This is a genomic window from Xanthomonas sp. WHRI 8932A (assembly GCF_035012785.1).
GTDB lineage: Bacteria > Pseudomonadota > Gammaproteobacteria > Xanthomonadales > Xanthomonadaceae > Xanthomonas.
This window is the reverse complement of the sequence record NZ_JAYGQQ010000010.1, coordinates 44,426-60,830: the sequence shown is the minus strand read 5'-3', so window position 1 is coordinate 60,830 and position 16,405 is coordinate 44,426. Positions and strand designations below refer to the sequence as shown.

Below are 16,405 nucleotides of genomic sequence, written 5' to 3'. Positions count from 1 at the left end.
CATGTATTCACGTCCACTCATCCGTCTAGCCGCTCCTTTGGCTCTGACCTTGCTGTTTCCCTTCGCTGTCGGATTCGACTGGCCCGCCTCGGTGCGCTGGGCGATCCTGGCGACCATGACCCTTAGTTGGTTGGTTTTCGCTGCCTGGGTGACGTATTCCCAGTTCCGGCGCAACCCGGACCAGACCCGCATCCTGCGCGAGCAGGACCAACTGCTCAACGAACTGCGTACGTTCGTCAGCAACGAAGTCGATGGTTCGCGCTCGGAAGTCGAGCGTGCCCGCGAACTGATCCGCCAGGCCGTGTCCGGTCTTGGTGGCAGCTTCGAATCGATGAACCGCAAGTCGCGCCAGCAAAGCCAGGCACTGGCCCGCATCGTCGACCGCGCAGGCGACGATGGCAGTGCCGGCGTCGACGTCGCCCGCTTCGCCCAGCACGCCAGCTCCCGCATGGAGCAATTGGTGGAAGCGCTGGAACAGGTGAGCGGCCAGAGCACCAACACCGTCCATCACATCGATGAGATGGCACAGCATCTGGATGGCATCTTCGCGTTGCTGGAAGACGTCAAGTCGATCGCCGACCAGACCAACCTGCTGGCGTTGAACGCCGCCATCGAAGCAGCACGTGCCGGTGAAGCCGGTCGTGGCTTCGCGGTGGTCGCCGACGAGGTGCGTAACCTGTCCGAACGTTCCACCACCTTCAACGAACAGATCCGCAAGCTGGCACACAGCTCCAAGGAATCGATCGCCAAGGTGCGTGAAACGGTCTCGCAGCTGGCATCGCGTCACATGGACCGCTCCCGCGAGGCGCGCCATGAATCGGCCGCCATGCTGGAGAACGTCGCTCAGATCAACGCCTCGTTGGGCGATGGCATGCGCGAAATCTCCGAGTGCGCTCGTTCCATTGATGGCAGCGTGGCCGAAGCCGTCCGCGCCCTGCAGTTCGAGGACATCGCCACGCAGACGTTGAGCGGCATCCACACCCACCTCGATCGCCTCACCGCGATCAACCGTGAGGCGGTGGCGCTGCAGGAACTGCTGCATCGCAATGGCGGCGTGTACGACAGCGACCTGGTTGCGTCGCTGGCCAAGGTGTCCAGCCGTCTGCGCGACATGCGTGTGGAGTGGGAACGCCCGCCGCACAAGCCGGTCGCACAGCAGGGCATGGGTGCCGGCACGGTCGAGTTGTTCTAAGACCGATGTCTGCCCGCAGCTTCTGATCCCGACATTCCCCGGCTTTCCGGGGATTTGTCGTTCCGTAACGACCCGGTGTTCCGCTCATGACGCTCCTTGCCCCCACCATCGATACCGACCCCACTGCCGCATTGCAGGCAGCAGCCTTGGCCACCGCCCATGCCGAGCGCATCGCGCAAAGCGAAGCGGCCAGGCCGGCGCTGCGGCGGGTACGGTTGCCGGCCGCACTGGAACGGCTGGAGCTTGCCGCCCGCGCGGAAATCAAGGCGTTGATCAACCCGCGCCGCGATTGCAGCGAAACCGACCTGCTGTTCGCGACCGTGGCGTGGGACCTTGGCCTGGACGGCGCCGCCGTCGGCGCGTCGACACGCTGATCCCTGCAACGGCGGGGCGCGCCTCGGCAGGCGCCCCGCCGGTTGTTTTGAACTGCCCGATCTCAGGCTTTCCAGCCAACCGCCTCAGGCTCGCCGGCTGTCAGTTACCCTGGGCCACAGGGCACTACGCGGACCGCGCGCACACAACTCCCCCGCCCTGGCCAATACGCCAACACGCCCCAGGGGTTGTCAGCCACAGGGACGACGCCGTTTTCATCACTCCCGGAGTGCCGGCCCATTGCCGATCAGTATGGGAAGATTGCGTTCGTCCTTAGGTTGAACGTGCTGCATATCCATGAACGGAAGTCGCTTGGTTTTATTGGCTGCAGCAGCGCTCCAGCCCGCGGCAGCTGTCGCAGCATCGGCGAACGAGAGTGTGTATCTCGAATTCCTCTGGGAGGCGCGGCCGCCCCATTCGATTACACGCCAGCAAACCATCCAATTTCTGACCGATGGTCAGCACCATCACCAAGTCTGTGTCGCAACCAACTTTGCCGATACCGATGTGGGCGGGTTGATGTTGAAGGCCTTCGACGCATCCGGGCGGGAAGTATCGAGCCATCAATACCCTGAGTATCGTGGTGCAAAGCAGTGTTACGGCGCCGACCTGGGCCACAGCGGAGCGCCTGGCTTATGGACTTTTCAAGCCCAAACAGGCGATGGGCGCACTGGCGAAAGCACCATCCAGGTCAATGCCAAACTTGAAGATTCGCCACTGTCCACCGACCCTGGAACGCCTTATGTCGTTGGCCGACCGAACTATGACGCATCGATTCCCCCGGACCAGTGGCGCGGCCGCCTTGTGTGGGACATGACGGTCGATGCGCAAGGCACGGTGACCGACGTATCCGTAGTGACCGCGGAAGGCGTCGGTCTGAAACTCCGCGACCGCGCCATCGCGGCAAGCTATTTATCGCTTTTCTTCCCTGACAAACAAAGAGAAAACACGCCGTTGGTCTGGCGGCGCGAGCTTTCATTTGCGCCGGAATGAACACGGCACCAGATAGGTTAAGCGTGCTGGCTTGCGGAACTCACGTGCACCACTGACGACGGGGCTGCATGCAGATGTGATCACTGAATGTGCCGGACATCAGCCCTGGCGGTTGGCGCGGCGTCGCAGCCAGATCCGCACTGATGATGTATTGGGAAGATGTCGCAGATGTCCATGACGCTCCGCACGGGAATCCGTGACGTGTCGCCGGATAGCAGCGTCATACATCGCGAGGCGCGCATCTGGGCGTATGTGACGTTGAGCGGAACGCGCGTCTGCCGCTGCGTTGGGAAAATGGCATGGAAGATTCTTGTGGCTCCACGCAGTCGCTTGCATTACGCGAGCTGCAAACCTTTTGTATGACGGCACACCGCATCGGCGTATCAAACCGCTACACGCCCCTGTGCGCCGTAGCGCAGCATCAAGGCTGACGGTGCCAGCCAGACCAGCGCCTCAGCTGGCGATCACCAAGCGCGCACCCAGTCGCATGCCGGCTTCGGCTTCGCGCAGCCACTGCGCCATGTCGCGCGGCGACAACGGGCGCGAGTAGAAATAGCCCTGGATCTCGTCGCAGCCTTGCTGGCGCAGCAAGGCATCTTCCTGCACGGTCTCCACGCCTTCGGCGACGACCTGCATGCCCAGCGCGTGGCCCAGATGCACGATGGCCTGGGTGACCTCGGCGGTGTTGGCGTCGTCGAGCATGCCCTGTACGAAGCTGCGGTCGATCTTGAGGCGCTGCACCGGGAAGCGGTTGAGGTAATGCAGGTTCGAGAAGCCGGTGCCGAAGTCGTCCACCGCCAGCAGCACACCGTTTTGCTCGAACAACTCGAAGCAACGGCGCAGCGAATCCGAATCGCGAATCAGCGCCGACTCGGTCAATTCCAGTTCCAGCCGCGATGGCGGCCAGCCGTTGTCGCGGCAGATTTCCAGCACGCGCTCGGCAAAGCCGCGTTCGCGCAATTGCACGGCCGAGACATTGACCGCGATGCGGCTGAAATGCAGCCCGGCGCGATCCCAGACCACCGCCTGGCGGCAGGCTTCACCGATCACCCATTCGCCCAGACGCACGATTTCGCCGCATTCTTCCGCGATCGGAATGAATTCGACCGGGCTGCACGGGCCATGGCCAGGGCGATTCCAGCGCATCAGCGCTTCGATCGCCGGCGATGCGTCGCCCACGGTGTTGACCAGCGGCTGGTAGACCAGCGTGAACTCTTCGCGCTCGAGCGCACCTTGCAGTGCATGCTCGAGCTCCAGCCGGCGCTGCGCACGCAGCAGCACGTCCTGGCTGTAGTAATGGAAGGTGTTGCGACCGGATTCCTTAGCCGCGTACATCGCCGCATCGGCGGCGCGCAGCAGACTGTCGAAGTCCGAAAGACCCTCTCCCTGCAGCGCAATGCCGATGCTGGCACCGAGCTTGAGGGTGACATGGTCCTTGCGTAGCGGTTCGCCCAGCGCGCTGATCAACTTGCGCGCCACGTGGCCGGCATCTTCCGGCTCGGAGAGATCGCGCAGCAGCACGATGAATTCGTCGTCGCTGAAGCGGCCGAACAGATCGCTGTTGCGCAGATGCTGATGCAGGCGCGCCGAGGCGAGCTTGAGCAGGTTGTCGCCGGTGGCATGGCCGAACGAATCGTTGATGCTCTTGAAGCCATCCAGATCGATCAGCAGCATGGCCAGCACCTGGCCGCGCTCGTGCGCTTCGCGGATCGCGTTTTCTGCCTGCTCGCGCAGCAGAAAACGGTTCGGCAGGCCGGTCAACCGGTCGTAGTGCGCCAGCAGCTCGATGCGTTCGTTGGCTTCGCGCTCGCGGGTGACATCGCGGAACAACGCGACAAACCGCGGCGGCAGCCCTTCACGACGATCCAGCTCGATCAGCACCTGCACCCAGATGCGTTGACCGGAGTTGCGATAGAAGCACAGCTCCAGCTGCTCGGGCAGACCGCCATCGGAAATGCGCAGCAGCGCCGCTTCGAAAGCGTCGCGCGAATCCTGGGTGTACAGCGCAAGCGCCTGCTCCAGGGTGATGTTTTCCTTGCGCAAGCCGTGGATGCGGTAGCACTCCTCGGTCCACTGCATGCGTCGGGTATCGACCTCGATTTCGCAACCGCCGATCTTGCCCAACGCGGACACGCGATTGAGCAGTTCGGTACGCCAACGGATCAGGGCATCGGTCTGCCGCTGCTCGGTGACGTTCTGCAACTGGCCGAGCACACGCACCATGCTGCCATCGCCATCGAACACCGGTTGCGCCCAGACCCGCAGATGATGCGGATTGACGCCGAGCAGGCCGTTGACCTCCAGCTCGAAATGCACCGGCAGGCCTTCGTGCTTGATCTTGCGCCAGGCCCCGCGCAGTTGCGCCACCGAAGGCCGTGCGAGCAGACGCAGCAGGTCGCGAACGCCGTGCAGGCGCAGCTGGGTCATGCCGAGCTGCTGCAGGAAGTCCTGCGATATCCACAGTTGGTCCTTCAGCGAATCCCAGCTCCAGCTGCCCATGCTGGCAATGCGCTGGGCTTCTTCGAGCTGGGCCTGCTGCTCGCGCAGCTGCTGCTCGAGCAATTTGTGGTGATGCACGTCGGTATGGGTGCCGACCATGCGCAGCGGGCGGCCATCGGCGGTGCGCGAGACCACGCGACCGCGATCGAGGATCCAGCGCCATTGGCCGTCGTGCTGGCGCAGCCGGAATTCGGCTACGTAGGTGTCGGTGCGACCATCCAGATGCGCCTGGACGGCGGCGCTGACCTGCGCGTGGTCGTCGGGATGAATCAACCCGGACAACGCGGTGAGATTGTTCGGTAGCGGTTGCTCGGAATAGCCGAGCATGCGGGTCCAGCGCTCGGAGCGGTACACCACGTCGGCGGGGATATCCCAATCCCACAACCCGTGATCGGCGCTGTCCAGGCCCATTTCCCAGCGGCTGGTGCCATCGGCGCCCATCGGCTCGGGAATGCTCAGGGTGAAGGCCATGACCTTGCCGTGCTCGTCGCAGACCGCGCGCAGCCAGCCTTCCAGCCGTCCGCCGCCCGTTCCCGGCAACACGCAGGCCGCCATGCCGCCGCTGTCGGCCACCTGGGCGCGACTGCTCTCCAGCACTTCGGCATACGCACCAAGGGTTGCCGGCAGCCCGAGGGACTGCGCAACGCTATTGGCCGCCAGGGGCTGGCCATGCGCATCCAACAACACCACCGCTGAGGTCAGCGGGTGCTGCAGCATGCTTGCAATGACGCCTGAGTCCACTCTGGAACACTCCGAAGGATCGACCCCTGCCTCGGGGTCGCAATGGATAACGGCCGTCCAGCGGATTAGTTGAGGCGAGTGTTTCGAGCGCAACCGAACCGGGCCGACTTACGGCTAAGATGGCCGCATCGCCCGCTCCAAAGGTCGTCCGCGGACCCATGCACCAACCTGTCGCCGCGCCCGCGTTCTCGTCCCCTCCCGTGTCCCGACTTCGCCTGGCCGAACGCCTGCAGCAAGGCCTGTGGACGCTGACCGGTCTGTACCTGCTGATCGGTGTGGTGTGGCTGCTGCTGGGCAACCGATTGCTCAATCTGGCTGGCGCGGCAGTGCCGGAACGCTGGTCCGATGCCAGCTTTCTAGTGGTGTCGAGCATCGTGATCCATCTGGTGCTGCGGCGCTTCATGACGCTGATCGTGGAAGAACATGCGCAACTGGCGCAGTCCGAAGCCTTGCTGCAGGCCAAGTTCCTGGCCCTGCCCAGCCCGGCCTTCATCTACGACCTGGCGACCATGCGCATTCTCGACGCCAATCCGGCGGCGCTGGAATTCTTCGGCTGGGAGCGCGACGAATTCCTGCAGCAGACGCTGCAGGCGGTCTGGCCCAACGCCGATGGCGCGCGGCTGGAAGACATCATCACGGAGATCCGCGGCAAGGGCGACACCACCTGCGTGTTGAACGAAGATCTGCTGACCCGCAGTGGACTGCGGCACGTCGAGGTGCGTAGCAATCAGCTGCATCTGGCCAGCGGCCCTGCCCGTCTGGTGGTGACGGTGGACCGCAGCGAAGAACGCCAGGCGCAGCATCTGCGCGACGAAGCGCTGGAACGCCTGGAAGAAGCGCAGGGCATCGCGCGACTGGGTTCGTGGCAACTGGATCGCGCCAGCGGCCTCGGCCGCTACTCGGCGGCGGTGTATCGCATCCTGGGGCGCAGCGTGCCGATGCATCGGCGCGAACATCGTCTGGAAGAGCTGCTGACCGCATCCGATACCGCCACCCAGGCGCGTATCGAACGCATGATCGAAGACATGTGCACCGGCGGCGAGGTACAGATCGATGTGCTGCTACCGCTCACCGGTGGCGATTCGCAACCGCGCACCGTGCATCTGCGGGCAGAGAGCGTGACCCTGCCCAGCGGCGCAAGCCATGTGCATGGCACCTTGCAGGATGTCAGCGAACGCGAACAGTCGCGGCGTCTGCTGCGCGAGCGCGAAGAACAGTTCCGCGAGCTGGTGCGGGTGCTGCCGGATGGCGTGCTGATCCTCGCCGACGAGCACGTGATGTACGCCAATGCGGCAGGCTCCGCCCAGTTCGGTTTTCAGGGCGAAACCATTCTGGGCGAGCCACTGCAGACGCTGGTCGGCGATTCTGACCTATCGGTGGTGCGCGAGTATCTGCGTGCCGGCAGCGATCGCAATGAGCCGGTGTCCAGTGCACGGGCGATGCGCCGTCGCGATGGCAGCACGTTCTATGCAGGCCTGTCGGCGGGCGATATCCGTTACGGCGGGCGCAGCTGCAAGCTGCTGGTGGTACGCGACCTGAGCGAGCCCGAGCGCATGCGCGATGCCCTGGCCGAGAGCAATGCCGAGTTGCAGGCGATGGCCAAGCGGCTGTTCTCGTTGCAGGAAGACGAACGTCGCGCGATCTCGCGCGATCTGCACGACGACATCGGCCAGGCGATCACTGCGATGAAGTTGTCTGCGCATGCGGCGCTGGACGAACTCGACCCGGTCGCGCGCCGCGAAGATCTGCTGGAAGTGGTGTCGCTGGCCGATTCCACCGTGAACAAGCTGCGCAATCTGTCGATGCTGTTGCGTCCGCCGCAACTCGATGCGCTGGGTCTGGAAGCAGCGTTGCGTTGGCAGGCCTCGATGCTGTTCCGCGCCTCGCAGGTCCGGTTGGAGCTGGACATCCAGGCGCTCGATGTGCGCCCCGGCAACGAAATCGAACAGGCCTGCTTCCGGATTGCGCAGGAAAGCCTGACCAATGCATTGCGACACGCATGCGCCGGCGAAGTGCGCATGAGTCTGCAATCGATCGATAGCGAGACGTTCCGTCTGGAAGTCAGCGATGACGGCGATGGCTTCGAGCCGGAAGGCCCGCGCGGACTTGGACTGATCGTGATGCGTGAGCGTGCGCAAACCGTCGGTGGCGTGCTCGCGATAGACTCAGCACCCGGAGCAGGCACGCGCGTGACGTTGCGCCTGCCCTATCACCCGGCCGGCGAGTCCGTCCACGAAGATGGTGGACGTTGAGTCATGTGGAGCCCCGTAATCCCGCCCGGATTGGAAATCGTCAAACCGACACGCCTGGGCGCAGGCAACCCCGAATTACTGCATCTGGTCGACGCGGCCGCATCCGGCGGCCAGCCGTTGATGATCTTCCATGTCGACATCGATCACTTTGCCTCGATCAACGAGAACATGAGTGGTGAGGTCGGCGATCAGGCACTGACGCTGGCCGCACGCCGTCTGCAGGAATTTTTAGGCACGCGCGGCAAGTTGTGGCGCCACGGCAGCGACGAAATGATCATCGTGGCGGTGCGCCGCGACGACACGCCGCTGCCGGAAGATTTTGCCGAAGAGATTCGCCAGCAGCTGGAACTGCCGTTATCGGTGCTGCCGTATACGTTGTTCATGACCGGCAAGGTCGGTATCAGCCTGTGTCCCGAACACTCGACCTCGCTCTCCATCCTGCTCGACTACGCCGAAGAAGCCAGCTATCAGGCCGCGCGCGAAGGCGGCAACACGGTGCGCCTGTACACGCGCAATTCGGCGACCAACGCGCATAGCGAGAGCATCATTGCGCGGCAGATCGTCGATGCGATCCCGCATGGCGAACTGCGCCTGCGCTACCAACCGCTGGTCAGCGCACGTGACGGCCGCATCGTCGGCATGGAAGCGCTGCTGCGTTGGCAATCACCCACGCTGGGCATGCTGGTGCCGGAGCGCTTCATGCGCACCGCAGAGCGGCTGGGCGTGATCGTGCAGATCGGCGAATGGGTGCTGCAGAACGCAGTGCGTCAGGCGCGGCTGTGGCGCGACCAGGGCTTCGACGATTTCAGCATTGCGGTCAATGTCTCCACGCTGCAGTTGCTGCGGCCGGGCTTCTTCAACGAAGTGATGGCCATGCTGCAAACGGCGGGCGTGCCGGCGCAGTTCGTGACCCTGGAAATCAACGAAAGCGCGTTGACCAACAACGTCAACTTCGTCCACGAGACGATGGCCAACCTGCGCAACGAGGGCATCAGCCTGAGTCTGGACAACTTCGGCACCGGCGATTCCAGTCTGAGCGCATTGGTGCGCTACCCGGTCGACCGGCTCAAGATCGACCGCAGCTTCATCAAGAGCGCGCCGGCCGGCAGCCGTGAGGCAGCGATTGCGCGCGCCATCATCGCGATGGGCCACCAGCTGGGCATGACGGTGATCGCCAATGGTGTGGAATCGCAAGCGCAACTGGGCTTTCTGCGACGCAACGATTGCGACATCTTCCAGGGCTATCTGTTCGGAGAACCGATGTCGGCCGAGTCCGCCGGCATGGCACTGCGTCGGCGCTATCTGCGTCCGGAATCGTTCGCCGAAAGCCGCCCGGACCGCACCTTGTTGCTGCTGGACGACGAAGAAAACGTGCTGCGCTCGCTGGTACGCCTGTTCCGCCGCGACGGCTACCGCATCCTGGCGGCCGGCAACGTGCGCGATGCGTTTGACCTGTTGGCCACCAACGATGTGCAGGTGATTCTGTCGGACCAGCGCATGTCGGATATGAGCGGCACCGAGTTCCTGGGCCGCGTCAAAATGCTCTACCCCGATACCGTGCGTCTGGTGCTGTCCGGCTACACCGACCTGGCCACGGTGACCGAGGCGATCAACCGTGGCGCGATCTACCGCTTCCTGACCAAGCCGTGGAACGACGACGAACTGCGCGAGCATATTCGCCAGGCCTTCCGCACCCACGACGAGCTACGCAACGGCCGGGAATAGGGAATCGGGAATGGAGAATTGGTAGAGCAGATATCTACCGCTTGATTCTCCGCGTGCCAAATCGTGCCTCAAAATCAAAGCACCAGCGCATGCCGCTCTCCCGATTCCCTACTCCCGATTCCCCATTCCCCATTCCCAGCGCGTCAGCGCTACTTCGGCTGCCGGATCGGCAACACGATGCGGAAGCTGGCGCCCTGCCCTGGCACGCTTTCGACGTCGATACGACCGTGGTGCTTGTTGATGATGCCGTAGGAGATCGATAGCCCCAGGCCGGTGCCGCTGCCGACCGGTTTGGTGGTGAAAAACGGGTCGAAAATGCGCTGTAGCAGGTCCGGGGCGATGCCGGCGCCGCTGTCCTGGAACTGGATCCAGACGTTTTCGGCTTCATCGCGTCCGCTGGTGACGGTGATCGTGCCGCGCTCGACAATCGCCTGGCCGGCGTTGAGCAGCATGTTCATGTAGACCTGGTTGAGCTCGGATGGCAGGCATTCCACCAACGGCAGCTCGGCATAATTACGCTCCAGCGTCACCTTGTACTTGAGCTCGTTCCAGATGATGTTGATCGTGGATTCGAGGCCGGCATGCAGGTCCACCATCTTCCACGACTCGGAACGGTCCGAGTACGAGAAGTCCTTGAGGTCGCGCACGATGCGGGTGACCCGCTCGATGCCTTCGCGCGATTCGGCCATCAACTGCGGCAGATCGCGGCTGATGAAGTCGATATCGGCACGGTTGCGGATTTCGTCGATCTCCGGAATCAAGGCCTTCGGGTCCGGCGCCTGCAGCGCGCGCTCGTAGGCTTCGATCAGGGTGAACAGGCTGCGCAGGTACTCCTGCAGGCTGCCGAGATTGGAGTGCACGTAGCCGATCGGATTATTGATCTCATGCGCCACGCCGGCCGCCAACTGGCCGATGGAGGCCATTTTTTCCGACTGCAGCAGTTTGTCCTGCGCACCGTTCAAGCGCATGTAGGCCTGGCGCAGTTCGGCATGGCGCTGTTGCAGCTCGCGCTCGTAATCCTGCTGGCCTTCGATGTTGTGGAACAACGCCAGAAAATGCCCGACGCCCTGCTCTTCGTTGTAATACAAGTGCGCGATGACCACGCGGTCGGCTACCGGCAGGCTGCCGGTCCAGCTGCCCTTGCTGCGCGCCTGATTCAGCGCATCCGAGGGCAGCACCTGCGAAATCCGCTCGCCCAGATTGCGATCGTCGGCGGGGTCTTCCTTGCACAGGCTCTGACGCGCAACCGCGTTGGCCAGAATCAGCTGTCCATCGGCACGGAACAGCAAGACGCCTTCAAGCATCTGGTCGCCGAATGCGCGCAGGATGGTCGAAGACGGCAACAATGCTTGATTGAGAAAAAACTTGGCGGTCACGGGACACGGCGGCAGCAGGGACGCTTCAATATACGCCGAACCATAGGGCGGCCATATCGCCACTTGGTCTTAGAGCAGCTAGCAACAGGACTGTGCAGCCACCAGGCGGGCGCGGCCGGTGCTCGGTGCGGCATCTACCGTTCGTACACTCCGGTTCCTGCGCGCCGTGGACACACACCAAACAGCTGCTCGCTACGTTTTGTTAGCCGTTCTTGGAGCAGTCTTAAAGCTGCTCTATTGGCAACTGCCAGGCGCGACCGCTGATCGGCATGGCGTGCGTGCGTGTATTGGAACAGCGTTGATTCCACGCCGTCCCTTTCCGTCGGTCGATTGCGCACGGTGTCTGCCAGCCGGCAGTGTCGACCGTAGCAAACCTGCGTGGCCTGCGTGCGCGCAGCACCTGGGTGCGTGCGCCCGCGGCAGTGACGGCTACCTCAGGCGACTGCCAGCGAACGTCCGCCGCGCAGTACGTTGGATTGGCCCTTGGCGTCGTACGAGGGCGCGCTTTCGGTTCGCCCGAGATGACGCAGCGCCCAGTTCACTTCGCGGCGGCGGCGTGCCAGCAGCGCACCATTGGCGCGGTTGGCTTCGGCCAGCTCACGCAGACGTTCTTCTTCGCCTTCGGGCATTCGCGCTTCAAGCGCGCGCAGCGCCGACAGCTTGTCCTGCGTGTGCCGCATCAACCCGTCGATGTCGTTCTCGAGTAATGCCTGGCGTTCGCCGGCCAGCGCATCGCTGAGACGTTGCAGGAACTCGTTCACGTTCATCCTTTTAGTCGGGGATCAACCCGCCAGTTGCTGATTCAGATCCATCATGCGGCTGGCGATGGCATCCGGGTTGATGGAGTAGCTGCCGTTCTGCAAGGCGTCTTTCACAGCCTGGACGCGACCGGTGTCGATCGCCGAGGACTGCGACAGCTCGCGCTGCAGGTTCTGCAGATTGGTGGCTTCGCCGGTCAGCTTGACGCTGTCGGTGGGCGGTAAGGCTGCAATCGGGGACGCGCGATCTTCACCGGCCGGAACGATCTTGCTGCTCGTGGCCGCGGTGCGAAGGGTGGCAGCGGTCGGTAGATTGCCTTCAATTTTCTGGGTCATGTCAGGAACTCCTCTACAGGTCGTAGGGGATAACGGCACCCAGAAAAAAAACTTTATAGAAAATTTTTACCTGGAGACCACAACGGTTCCGCTCGCTTCAACAATCCCCTGCACCACACGGCGGGACGAGGAGTTCTCGACCGAAACCCGCTCGTTTTCGCCGGCATCGGAGAGCGCGCGACCGCTCATACGCACTTCTAGACCGCCGTTGCGCGACACCAGCGGGACGGTATCGCCGCGCCGGACCAGCCGCTGCGTCACCAGATCATTGGCCGAGAGCAGCGAGCCGGCCGGCAGGACACGGCGGGCGGACTTGCCCACTGCGGCCACCGGGTCGGCCAGTACCGCACCGACGATGCGGGCGGCGTCACGCTTCTCGATACTGATATCGGCTAACGAGATGGTTTCTCCAGCGCTGATGCCCCGACGCAACACCAGGACATCCTGGTTGCGGCGCACCTTCAATGGCACGAACAAACGCCAGCCAGCCGGCTGCGGGCAGGCCACTTCGACGGTGTTGGTGCCGGTGGGCTGGGCTTGCAGGGCGATGGGACAGGCCGGCATGCGCAGACCCGGATCGAGCGTAGCCTCGGCTTCGGCATCGGGGCCAACCGTGGCCAGCGCCGCTGCGCGAATGGAATCGACCGACTGGTACCCATCGGCCCAGGCCGGGGCGGCGACCAACAAAATGACAAGCAGGAGCAGGCGCATGGGACCAGATCCGTAGGAAGACGCGGAAGCTCATGCAAGCGGTGTGCCTGTTTTTGCCGGGATTGGAGATTTGGGATTTGGGATTGGTTGGAGCGGGCTGTTGCGCATCTTGCAGGGTTGGGGTGACTGCAGCTGGATCTGCGTAGGCCTAACTCAAGTGAGTGGCGGTACCCAGACCCAGGACATCTTCCGGCAGCCCGTCGCGGCTCAACCGCCAGATCCCTGCTCCAGCTTTGGCTTTGGCTTTGGAGCTTGATCCCGCTCCAAAACCAATCCCGAATCCCCCAATCACCAATCCCTGCCTCTAAGCGAATCCCGACAGCCCCCCCGACCAACCACAAAGCCCTCAAGTTTCCAGGCGGCGCTGTCGATATCTGCCCCATGACCCACGATCTGCTCAACCGCATCGACCAGCGCACCCGACTGGCTGGCCACAATCGACTGGCGCTGCTGCTGTTTAGGCTAGGCGGGCGCCAGCTTTTTGGCGTCAACGTCTTCAAGGTGCAGGAAGTGCTGCGCCGCCCGGAATTGTTCCAGGTGCCTGGCCTGCCGACCGAATTCGCCGGCGTTGCCGACGTGCGCGGGCGCTCGGTCCCGGTACTGGATCTGGGCCTGGCCATCGGCCACCCGGAACGCGACGCGCACTCCGAAAATGGGCCCGGCTACCTGGTGGTGGCCGAGTTCAACCGCTCGGTCCAGGGATTTCTGGTCAGCGGCGTGGAGCGCATCGTCAATATTGCGGTGGAAGATATCCACCCGCCGCCGGAACTAGGCGCCGAAGCCACTTATTTGACGGCAGTGACGCGGTTCCAGGGCGAGCTGATCCAGGTGATCGACGTAGAAAGCGTGTTGGCCGACATCGCCAAGGTCAGCAAGGACGTGCAGCTGGACCCATCGCTGCAGTTGGTGGCCTACGACCGTCAGTTCCAGGTGTTGGTGGTGGACGACTCGCGGGTGGCGCGTCAGCAGATCCGCAGCGTGCTCGACCAGCTGGGGGTGTCGGCAACCTTGTTGTCCGACGGCCGCCAGGCGCTGGACCATCTGCTGCAGGTGGCGGCGTCGGGCGAAAACCCGGCCGACCGCTATGCGATGGTGATCTCCGATATCGAAATGCCGGCAATGGACGGCTACACGCTGACGACGGAAATCCGGCGCACGCCGGGCCTGCAAGGCCTGTACGTGCTGCTGCACACCTCCTTGTCGGGCGTGTTCAACAACGCCATGGTCGAGCAGGTGGGCGCCAATGCCTTCGTGGCCAAGTACAGCGCGCACGAGCTGGCCGACTACGTGTTGGCACGCTTGAAAGTGGTTGCCGAAGCGGCCTGAGCAAGAGATCGACTGACCGGTTCGCCGGCGGCGGAACGTTCGCAGCGCCGGCCGCGTGCAGGTGCCGATAGCGATGAGTAAGGAATGCCTTGCAGGCATTCCCGGCGTAGAACTCCGGCGACACCCAAGCTGCCTTGGCGACGCGCCTTGAGTAGATTGGCGACGCGCATTGAATGGAATGGATTGGCAGCCTGTTGGCGTGAATTACCGTCAATAGGAGTTCGCAACACTCCCCACCTAATCTCGTCAGGCAAGACGCCCACCTTGGGCGCAGCGCCTTTCTAGGGCTGCGAGCTGTTGCCTGTGTCACCTGACCCTTCACGATGATCCCGACCGTTGCCGGCCGCAGCCGCTAGCCAAGCAGCGCCTCGCACAAGACTTGCATCAACTAGTCCGGTAGCGCTTAAGGGCCCCGAACCGGTCGTCCAGGTTCGCCTTCCTGGCTGAAACCGCGGCCTTGGCCGATCAAGGCCACGCCAGGGCGCTCCAGCCGCCCTACCCGATCGACGGGTTCAGCAGCACCCCTGATTTGGCACAAACATTGCTTCTTCTCTGGCAACACTTCGCGGGAGAGCACCGTGTCCAATCCCTTCTCGTCCTTCCTCGGCGTCCACGGCGACGCATTGTCGCTGCGCGAGCAGCGCATGAAGCTCATTGCCAGCAATCTGAGCAATGTGGACACCCCTGGGTACAAGGCCAAGGATCTCAACTTCGAAGCGGCCCTGAAGTCGGCCCAGGGCGTGCAGGATGGCGGCCTGATGCAGGCCACCGACGCCAAGCATTACGAAGTGGGCGGCGGCGCCGGGCTCAACCCGTTCCAGATCACCCGCGAATCCGATCAGCCTAGCCTGGACGGCAACACCGTCGATCCCGATGCAGAACGCGCCGCCTACGGCCGCGCCGCGCTGGAATACCGCGCGTCGCTGAGCTTCCTCGAATCCAAGGTGCGCTCGATGCTCACCGCGATCACGGGCCAATAAGTCATGAGCAACCTTCCCATTTTCGATGTGGCCGGCTCGGCGCTGCATGCGCAGTCGGTCCGCCTGAGCACCATCGCCTCCAACCTGGCCAACGCCGATTCGGTGGCCGGTTCTGCAGAAGCCACCTACAAGCCGATCGAGCCGATCTTCCAGGCCCAGCAGAGCCGTCAGGACCCCAGCCTGACCTCGGTGAACGTCAAGGAGATCACCACCACCAACGCGCCGCCGATCCGTCGCTACGAGCCCGGCCACCCGCTGGCCGATGCCGACGGCTACGTGTTCTCGCCCGACGTGGACCCGGTCTCGCAGATGGTCAACATGATTTCCGCCTCGCGCAATTACCAGGCAGGCGTGGAAATGCTCAATACCGCCAAGGAACTGGCGCTCGCGACCCTGACCATGGGTCGCTGACCCTCCTTGCTGACCTTTTTCCTACGGACCCTTTCCAATGAGCACGATCGGTAGCGACCTCTACACCAGCCTCGGGCTGACCTCCAGCAGCGCCACATCGACGAAGAAGAAAGAGGAAGCACTCGGCCAGGCCGACTTCCTCAAGTTGATGACCGAACAGCTGCAGCACCAGGACCCGCTCAAACCGATGGAAAACAGCGCGTTTCTCGGCCAGTTGGCGCAGTTCTCCACCGTGCAGGGCATTGGCGACCTCAATACCAAGGTCGGCAATTTCTCCGATTCGATGAACGCCGACCAGGTGCTCAAGGGCGCCGCGCTGGTGGGCCACAACGTGTTGGTGCCCTCGGCGCAGGTCGCCATCGATGCCACCGGCTCGGCCAAGGGCGTGGTCGCCGCAACCTCGGCTGGCTTCGTCAATTTTGAAATCACCGATGCCAACGGCGCCTTCGTCAAACAAATCAGCGTGCCGGCCAGCGCCGCCGGTGAGGTCTCGTTTGCCTGGGACGGCACCGACGCCAACGGCAACCGCATGGCCGCCGGCAAATACGGCATTACCGCAACCCAAACCGACACCGCCGGTGCCAAGAGCAAGTTGTCCACCTATGTCGACGCACCGGTGGACAGCGTCACGATCGGCTCGGACGGCCTGTATCTCAACCTGACCGGGCTAGGCACTTCCCCGCTCGCCAACGTGCTCCGCGTCAGCTGAGCCGGCAACCGACACTTAAAGGAA

The 16,405-nt window shown here is 63.4% G+C and carries 14 protein-coding genes and 1 other RNA gene; 10 read left to right on the top strand and 5 right to left on the bottom strand.

What is annotated here, in order from left to right:
- Window position 1: 1 nt before the first annotated feature.
- The 3 genes from VC212_RS16825 (at window position 2) to VC212_RS16815 (ending at window position 2,557) form a co-directional block, all read left to right on the top strand.
- The gene (locus tag VC212_RS16825) at window positions 2-1,192 is read left to right on the top strand and encodes a methyl-accepting chemotaxis protein (protein WP_055854408.1); all 1,191 of its coding nucleotides are present in this window, start codon (window positions 2-4) and stop codon (window positions 1,190-1,192) included.
- Window positions 1,193-1,278: 86 nt separating this feature from the next.
- Complete coding sequence (locus VC212_RS16820; protein ID WP_115527751.1) at window positions 1,279-1,566, top strand: hypothetical protein; 288 nt, start codon at window positions 1,279-1,281, stop codon at window positions 1,564-1,566.
- Window positions 1,567-1,861: 295 nt separating this feature from the next.
- Entirely contained in the window at window positions 1,862-2,557 is a 696-nt protein-coding gene (locus tag VC212_RS16815) for a hypothetical protein (protein WP_323526428.1), read from the top strand.
- A 453-nt stretch (window positions 2,558-3,010) separates the two neighbouring features.
- Here the strand turns inward: VC212_RS16815 and VC212_RS16810 are convergent, their stop codons facing one another.
- Window positions 3,011-5,797, bottom strand: a complete 2,787-nt coding sequence (locus VC212_RS16810) for an EAL domain-containing protein (protein WP_193552856.1) — start codon at window positions 5,795-5,797, stop codon at window positions 3,011-3,013.
- 119 nt (window positions 5,798-5,916) lie between these two features.
- Here VC212_RS16810 and VC212_RS16805 point away from each other — a divergent pair, with 119 nt between their 5' ends.
- Complete coding sequence (locus tag VC212_RS16805; RefSeq protein ID WP_323526427.1) at window positions 5,917-8,049, top strand: PAS domain S-box protein; 2,133 nt, start codon at window positions 5,917-5,919, stop codon at window positions 8,047-8,049.
- A 3-nt stretch (window positions 8,050-8,052) separates the two neighbouring features.
- A complete protein-coding gene (locus VC212_RS16800) occupies window positions 8,053-9,774 on the top strand; it encodes an EAL domain-containing protein (RefSeq protein WP_046964054.1) in 1,722 nt (573 codons plus the stop codon).
- Window positions 9,775-9,923: 149 nt separating this feature from the next.
- Here the strand turns inward: VC212_RS16800 and VC212_RS16795 are convergent, their stop codons facing one another.
- Window positions 9,924-11,150 carry an ATP-binding protein gene (locus tag VC212_RS16795; RefSeq protein WP_055854422.1) on the bottom strand — a complete coding sequence of 409 codons (1,227 nt, stop codon included), beginning with the start codon at window positions 11,148-11,150 and terminating at the stop codon, window positions 9,924-9,926.
- A 132-nt stretch (window positions 11,151-11,282) separates the two neighbouring features.
- Between VC212_RS16795 and VC212_RS16790 the strand changes: the two genes are divergently transcribed.
- Window positions 11,283-11,358: non-coding RNA, sX9 sRNA (locus VC212_RS16790), on the top strand.
- Between the two features lie 226 nt (window positions 11,359-11,584).
- On the opposite strand, the gene VC212_RS16785 is transcribed toward VC212_RS16790, so the two are convergent.
- The 3 genes from VC212_RS16785 to flgA all read right to left on the bottom strand — a co-directional run bounded on the left by VC212_RS16785 (window position 11,585) and on the right by flgA (window position 12,955).
- Window positions 11,585-11,917: a flagella protein gene (locus tag VC212_RS16785; protein WP_055854424.1), complete on the bottom strand. Its 333-nt coding sequence runs from the start codon at window positions 11,915-11,917 to the stop codon at window positions 11,585-11,587.
- A gap of 15 nt (window positions 11,918-11,932) precedes the next feature.
- A complete protein-coding gene (flgM, locus tag VC212_RS16780; protein ID WP_055854427.1) occupies window positions 11,933-12,244 on the bottom strand; it encodes a flagellar biosynthesis anti-sigma factor FlgM in 312 nt (103 codons plus the stop codon).
- Window positions 12,245-12,310: 66 nt separating this feature from the next.
- Window positions 12,311-12,955: a flagellar basal body P-ring formation chaperone FlgA gene (gene flgA, locus VC212_RS16775; RefSeq protein WP_055854430.1), complete on the bottom strand. Its 645-nt coding sequence runs from the start codon at window positions 12,953-12,955 to the stop codon at window positions 12,311-12,313.
- A 381-nt stretch (window positions 12,956-13,336) separates the two neighbouring features.
- On the opposite strand from flgA, the gene VC212_RS16770 reads away from it, so the two are divergent.
- From VC212_RS16770 to VC212_RS16755, 4 genes are all read left to right on the top strand, one after another.
- The gene (locus VC212_RS16770; protein ID WP_016901727.1) at window positions 13,337-14,281 is read left to right on the top strand and encodes a chemotaxis protein CheV; all 945 of its coding nucleotides are present in this window, start codon (window positions 13,337-13,339) and stop codon (window positions 14,279-14,281) included.
- A 578-nt stretch (window positions 14,282-14,859) separates the two neighbouring features.
- The gene (gene flgB / locus VC212_RS16765) at window positions 14,860-15,261 is read left to right on the top strand and encodes a flagellar basal body rod protein FlgB (RefSeq protein ID WP_055854433.1); all 402 of its coding nucleotides are present in this window, start codon (window positions 14,860-14,862) and stop codon (window positions 15,259-15,261) included.
- 3 nt (window positions 15,262-15,264) lie between these two features.
- Window positions 15,265-15,672: a flagellar basal body rod protein FlgC gene (flgC, locus tag VC212_RS16760; RefSeq protein WP_005914451.1), complete on the top strand. Its 408-nt coding sequence runs from the start codon at window positions 15,265-15,267 to the stop codon at window positions 15,670-15,672.
- A 37-nt stretch (window positions 15,673-15,709) separates the two neighbouring features.
- Window positions 15,710-16,381 (top strand): flagellar hook capping FlgD N-terminal domain-containing protein, encoded by a 672-nt coding sequence (locus tag VC212_RS16755; protein WP_055854436.1) that lies wholly within the window; start codon window positions 15,710-15,712, stop codon window positions 16,379-16,381.
- Window positions 16,382-16,405: the final 24 nt, after the last annotated feature.

What these genes read in the sequence shown, in the direction of transcription:
- VC212_RS16770 (WP_016901727.1), top strand. Translation starts at nt 13,337, where the DNA reads ATGACCCACGATCTGCTCAACCGCATCGACCAGCGCACCCGACTGGCT.
- VC212_RS16825 (WP_055854408.1), top strand. Translation starts at nt 2, where the DNA reads ATGTATTCACGTCCACTCATCCGTCTAGCCGCTCCTTTGGCTCTGACC.
- flgC (WP_005914451.1), top strand. Translation starts at nt 15,265, where the DNA reads ATGAGCAACCTTCCCATTTTCGATGTGGCCGGCTCGGCGCTGCATGCG.
- VC212_RS16755 (WP_055854436.1), top strand. Translation starts at nt 15,710, where the DNA reads ATGAGCACGATCGGTAGCGACCTCTACACCAGCCTCGGGCTGACCTCC.
- flgA (WP_055854430.1), bottom strand. Translation starts at nt 12,955, where the DNA reads ATGCGCCTGCTCCTGCTTGTCATTTTGTTGGTCGCCGCCCCGGCCTGG.
- VC212_RS16800 (WP_046964054.1), top strand. Translation starts at nt 8,053, where the DNA reads ATGTGGAGCCCCGTAATCCCGCCCGGATTGGAAATCGTCAAACCGACA.
- VC212_RS16815 (WP_323526428.1), top strand. Translation starts at nt 1,862, where the DNA reads ATGAACGGAAGTCGCTTGGTTTTATTGGCTGCAGCAGCGCTCCAGCCC.
- flgM (WP_055854427.1), bottom strand. Translation starts at nt 12,244, where the DNA reads ATGACCCAGAAAATTGAAGGCAATCTACCGACCGCTGCCACCCTTCGC.
- VC212_RS16785 (WP_055854424.1), bottom strand. Translation starts at nt 11,917, where the DNA reads ATGAACGTGAACGAGTTCCTGCAACGTCTCAGCGATGCGCTGGCCGGC.
- VC212_RS16820 (WP_115527751.1), top strand. Translation starts at nt 1,279, where the DNA reads ATGACGCTCCTTGCCCCCACCATCGATACCGACCCCACTGCCGCATTG.
- VC212_RS16805 (WP_323526427.1), top strand. Translation starts at nt 5,917, where the DNA reads ATGGCCGCATCGCCCGCTCCAAAGGTCGTCCGCGGACCCATGCACCAA.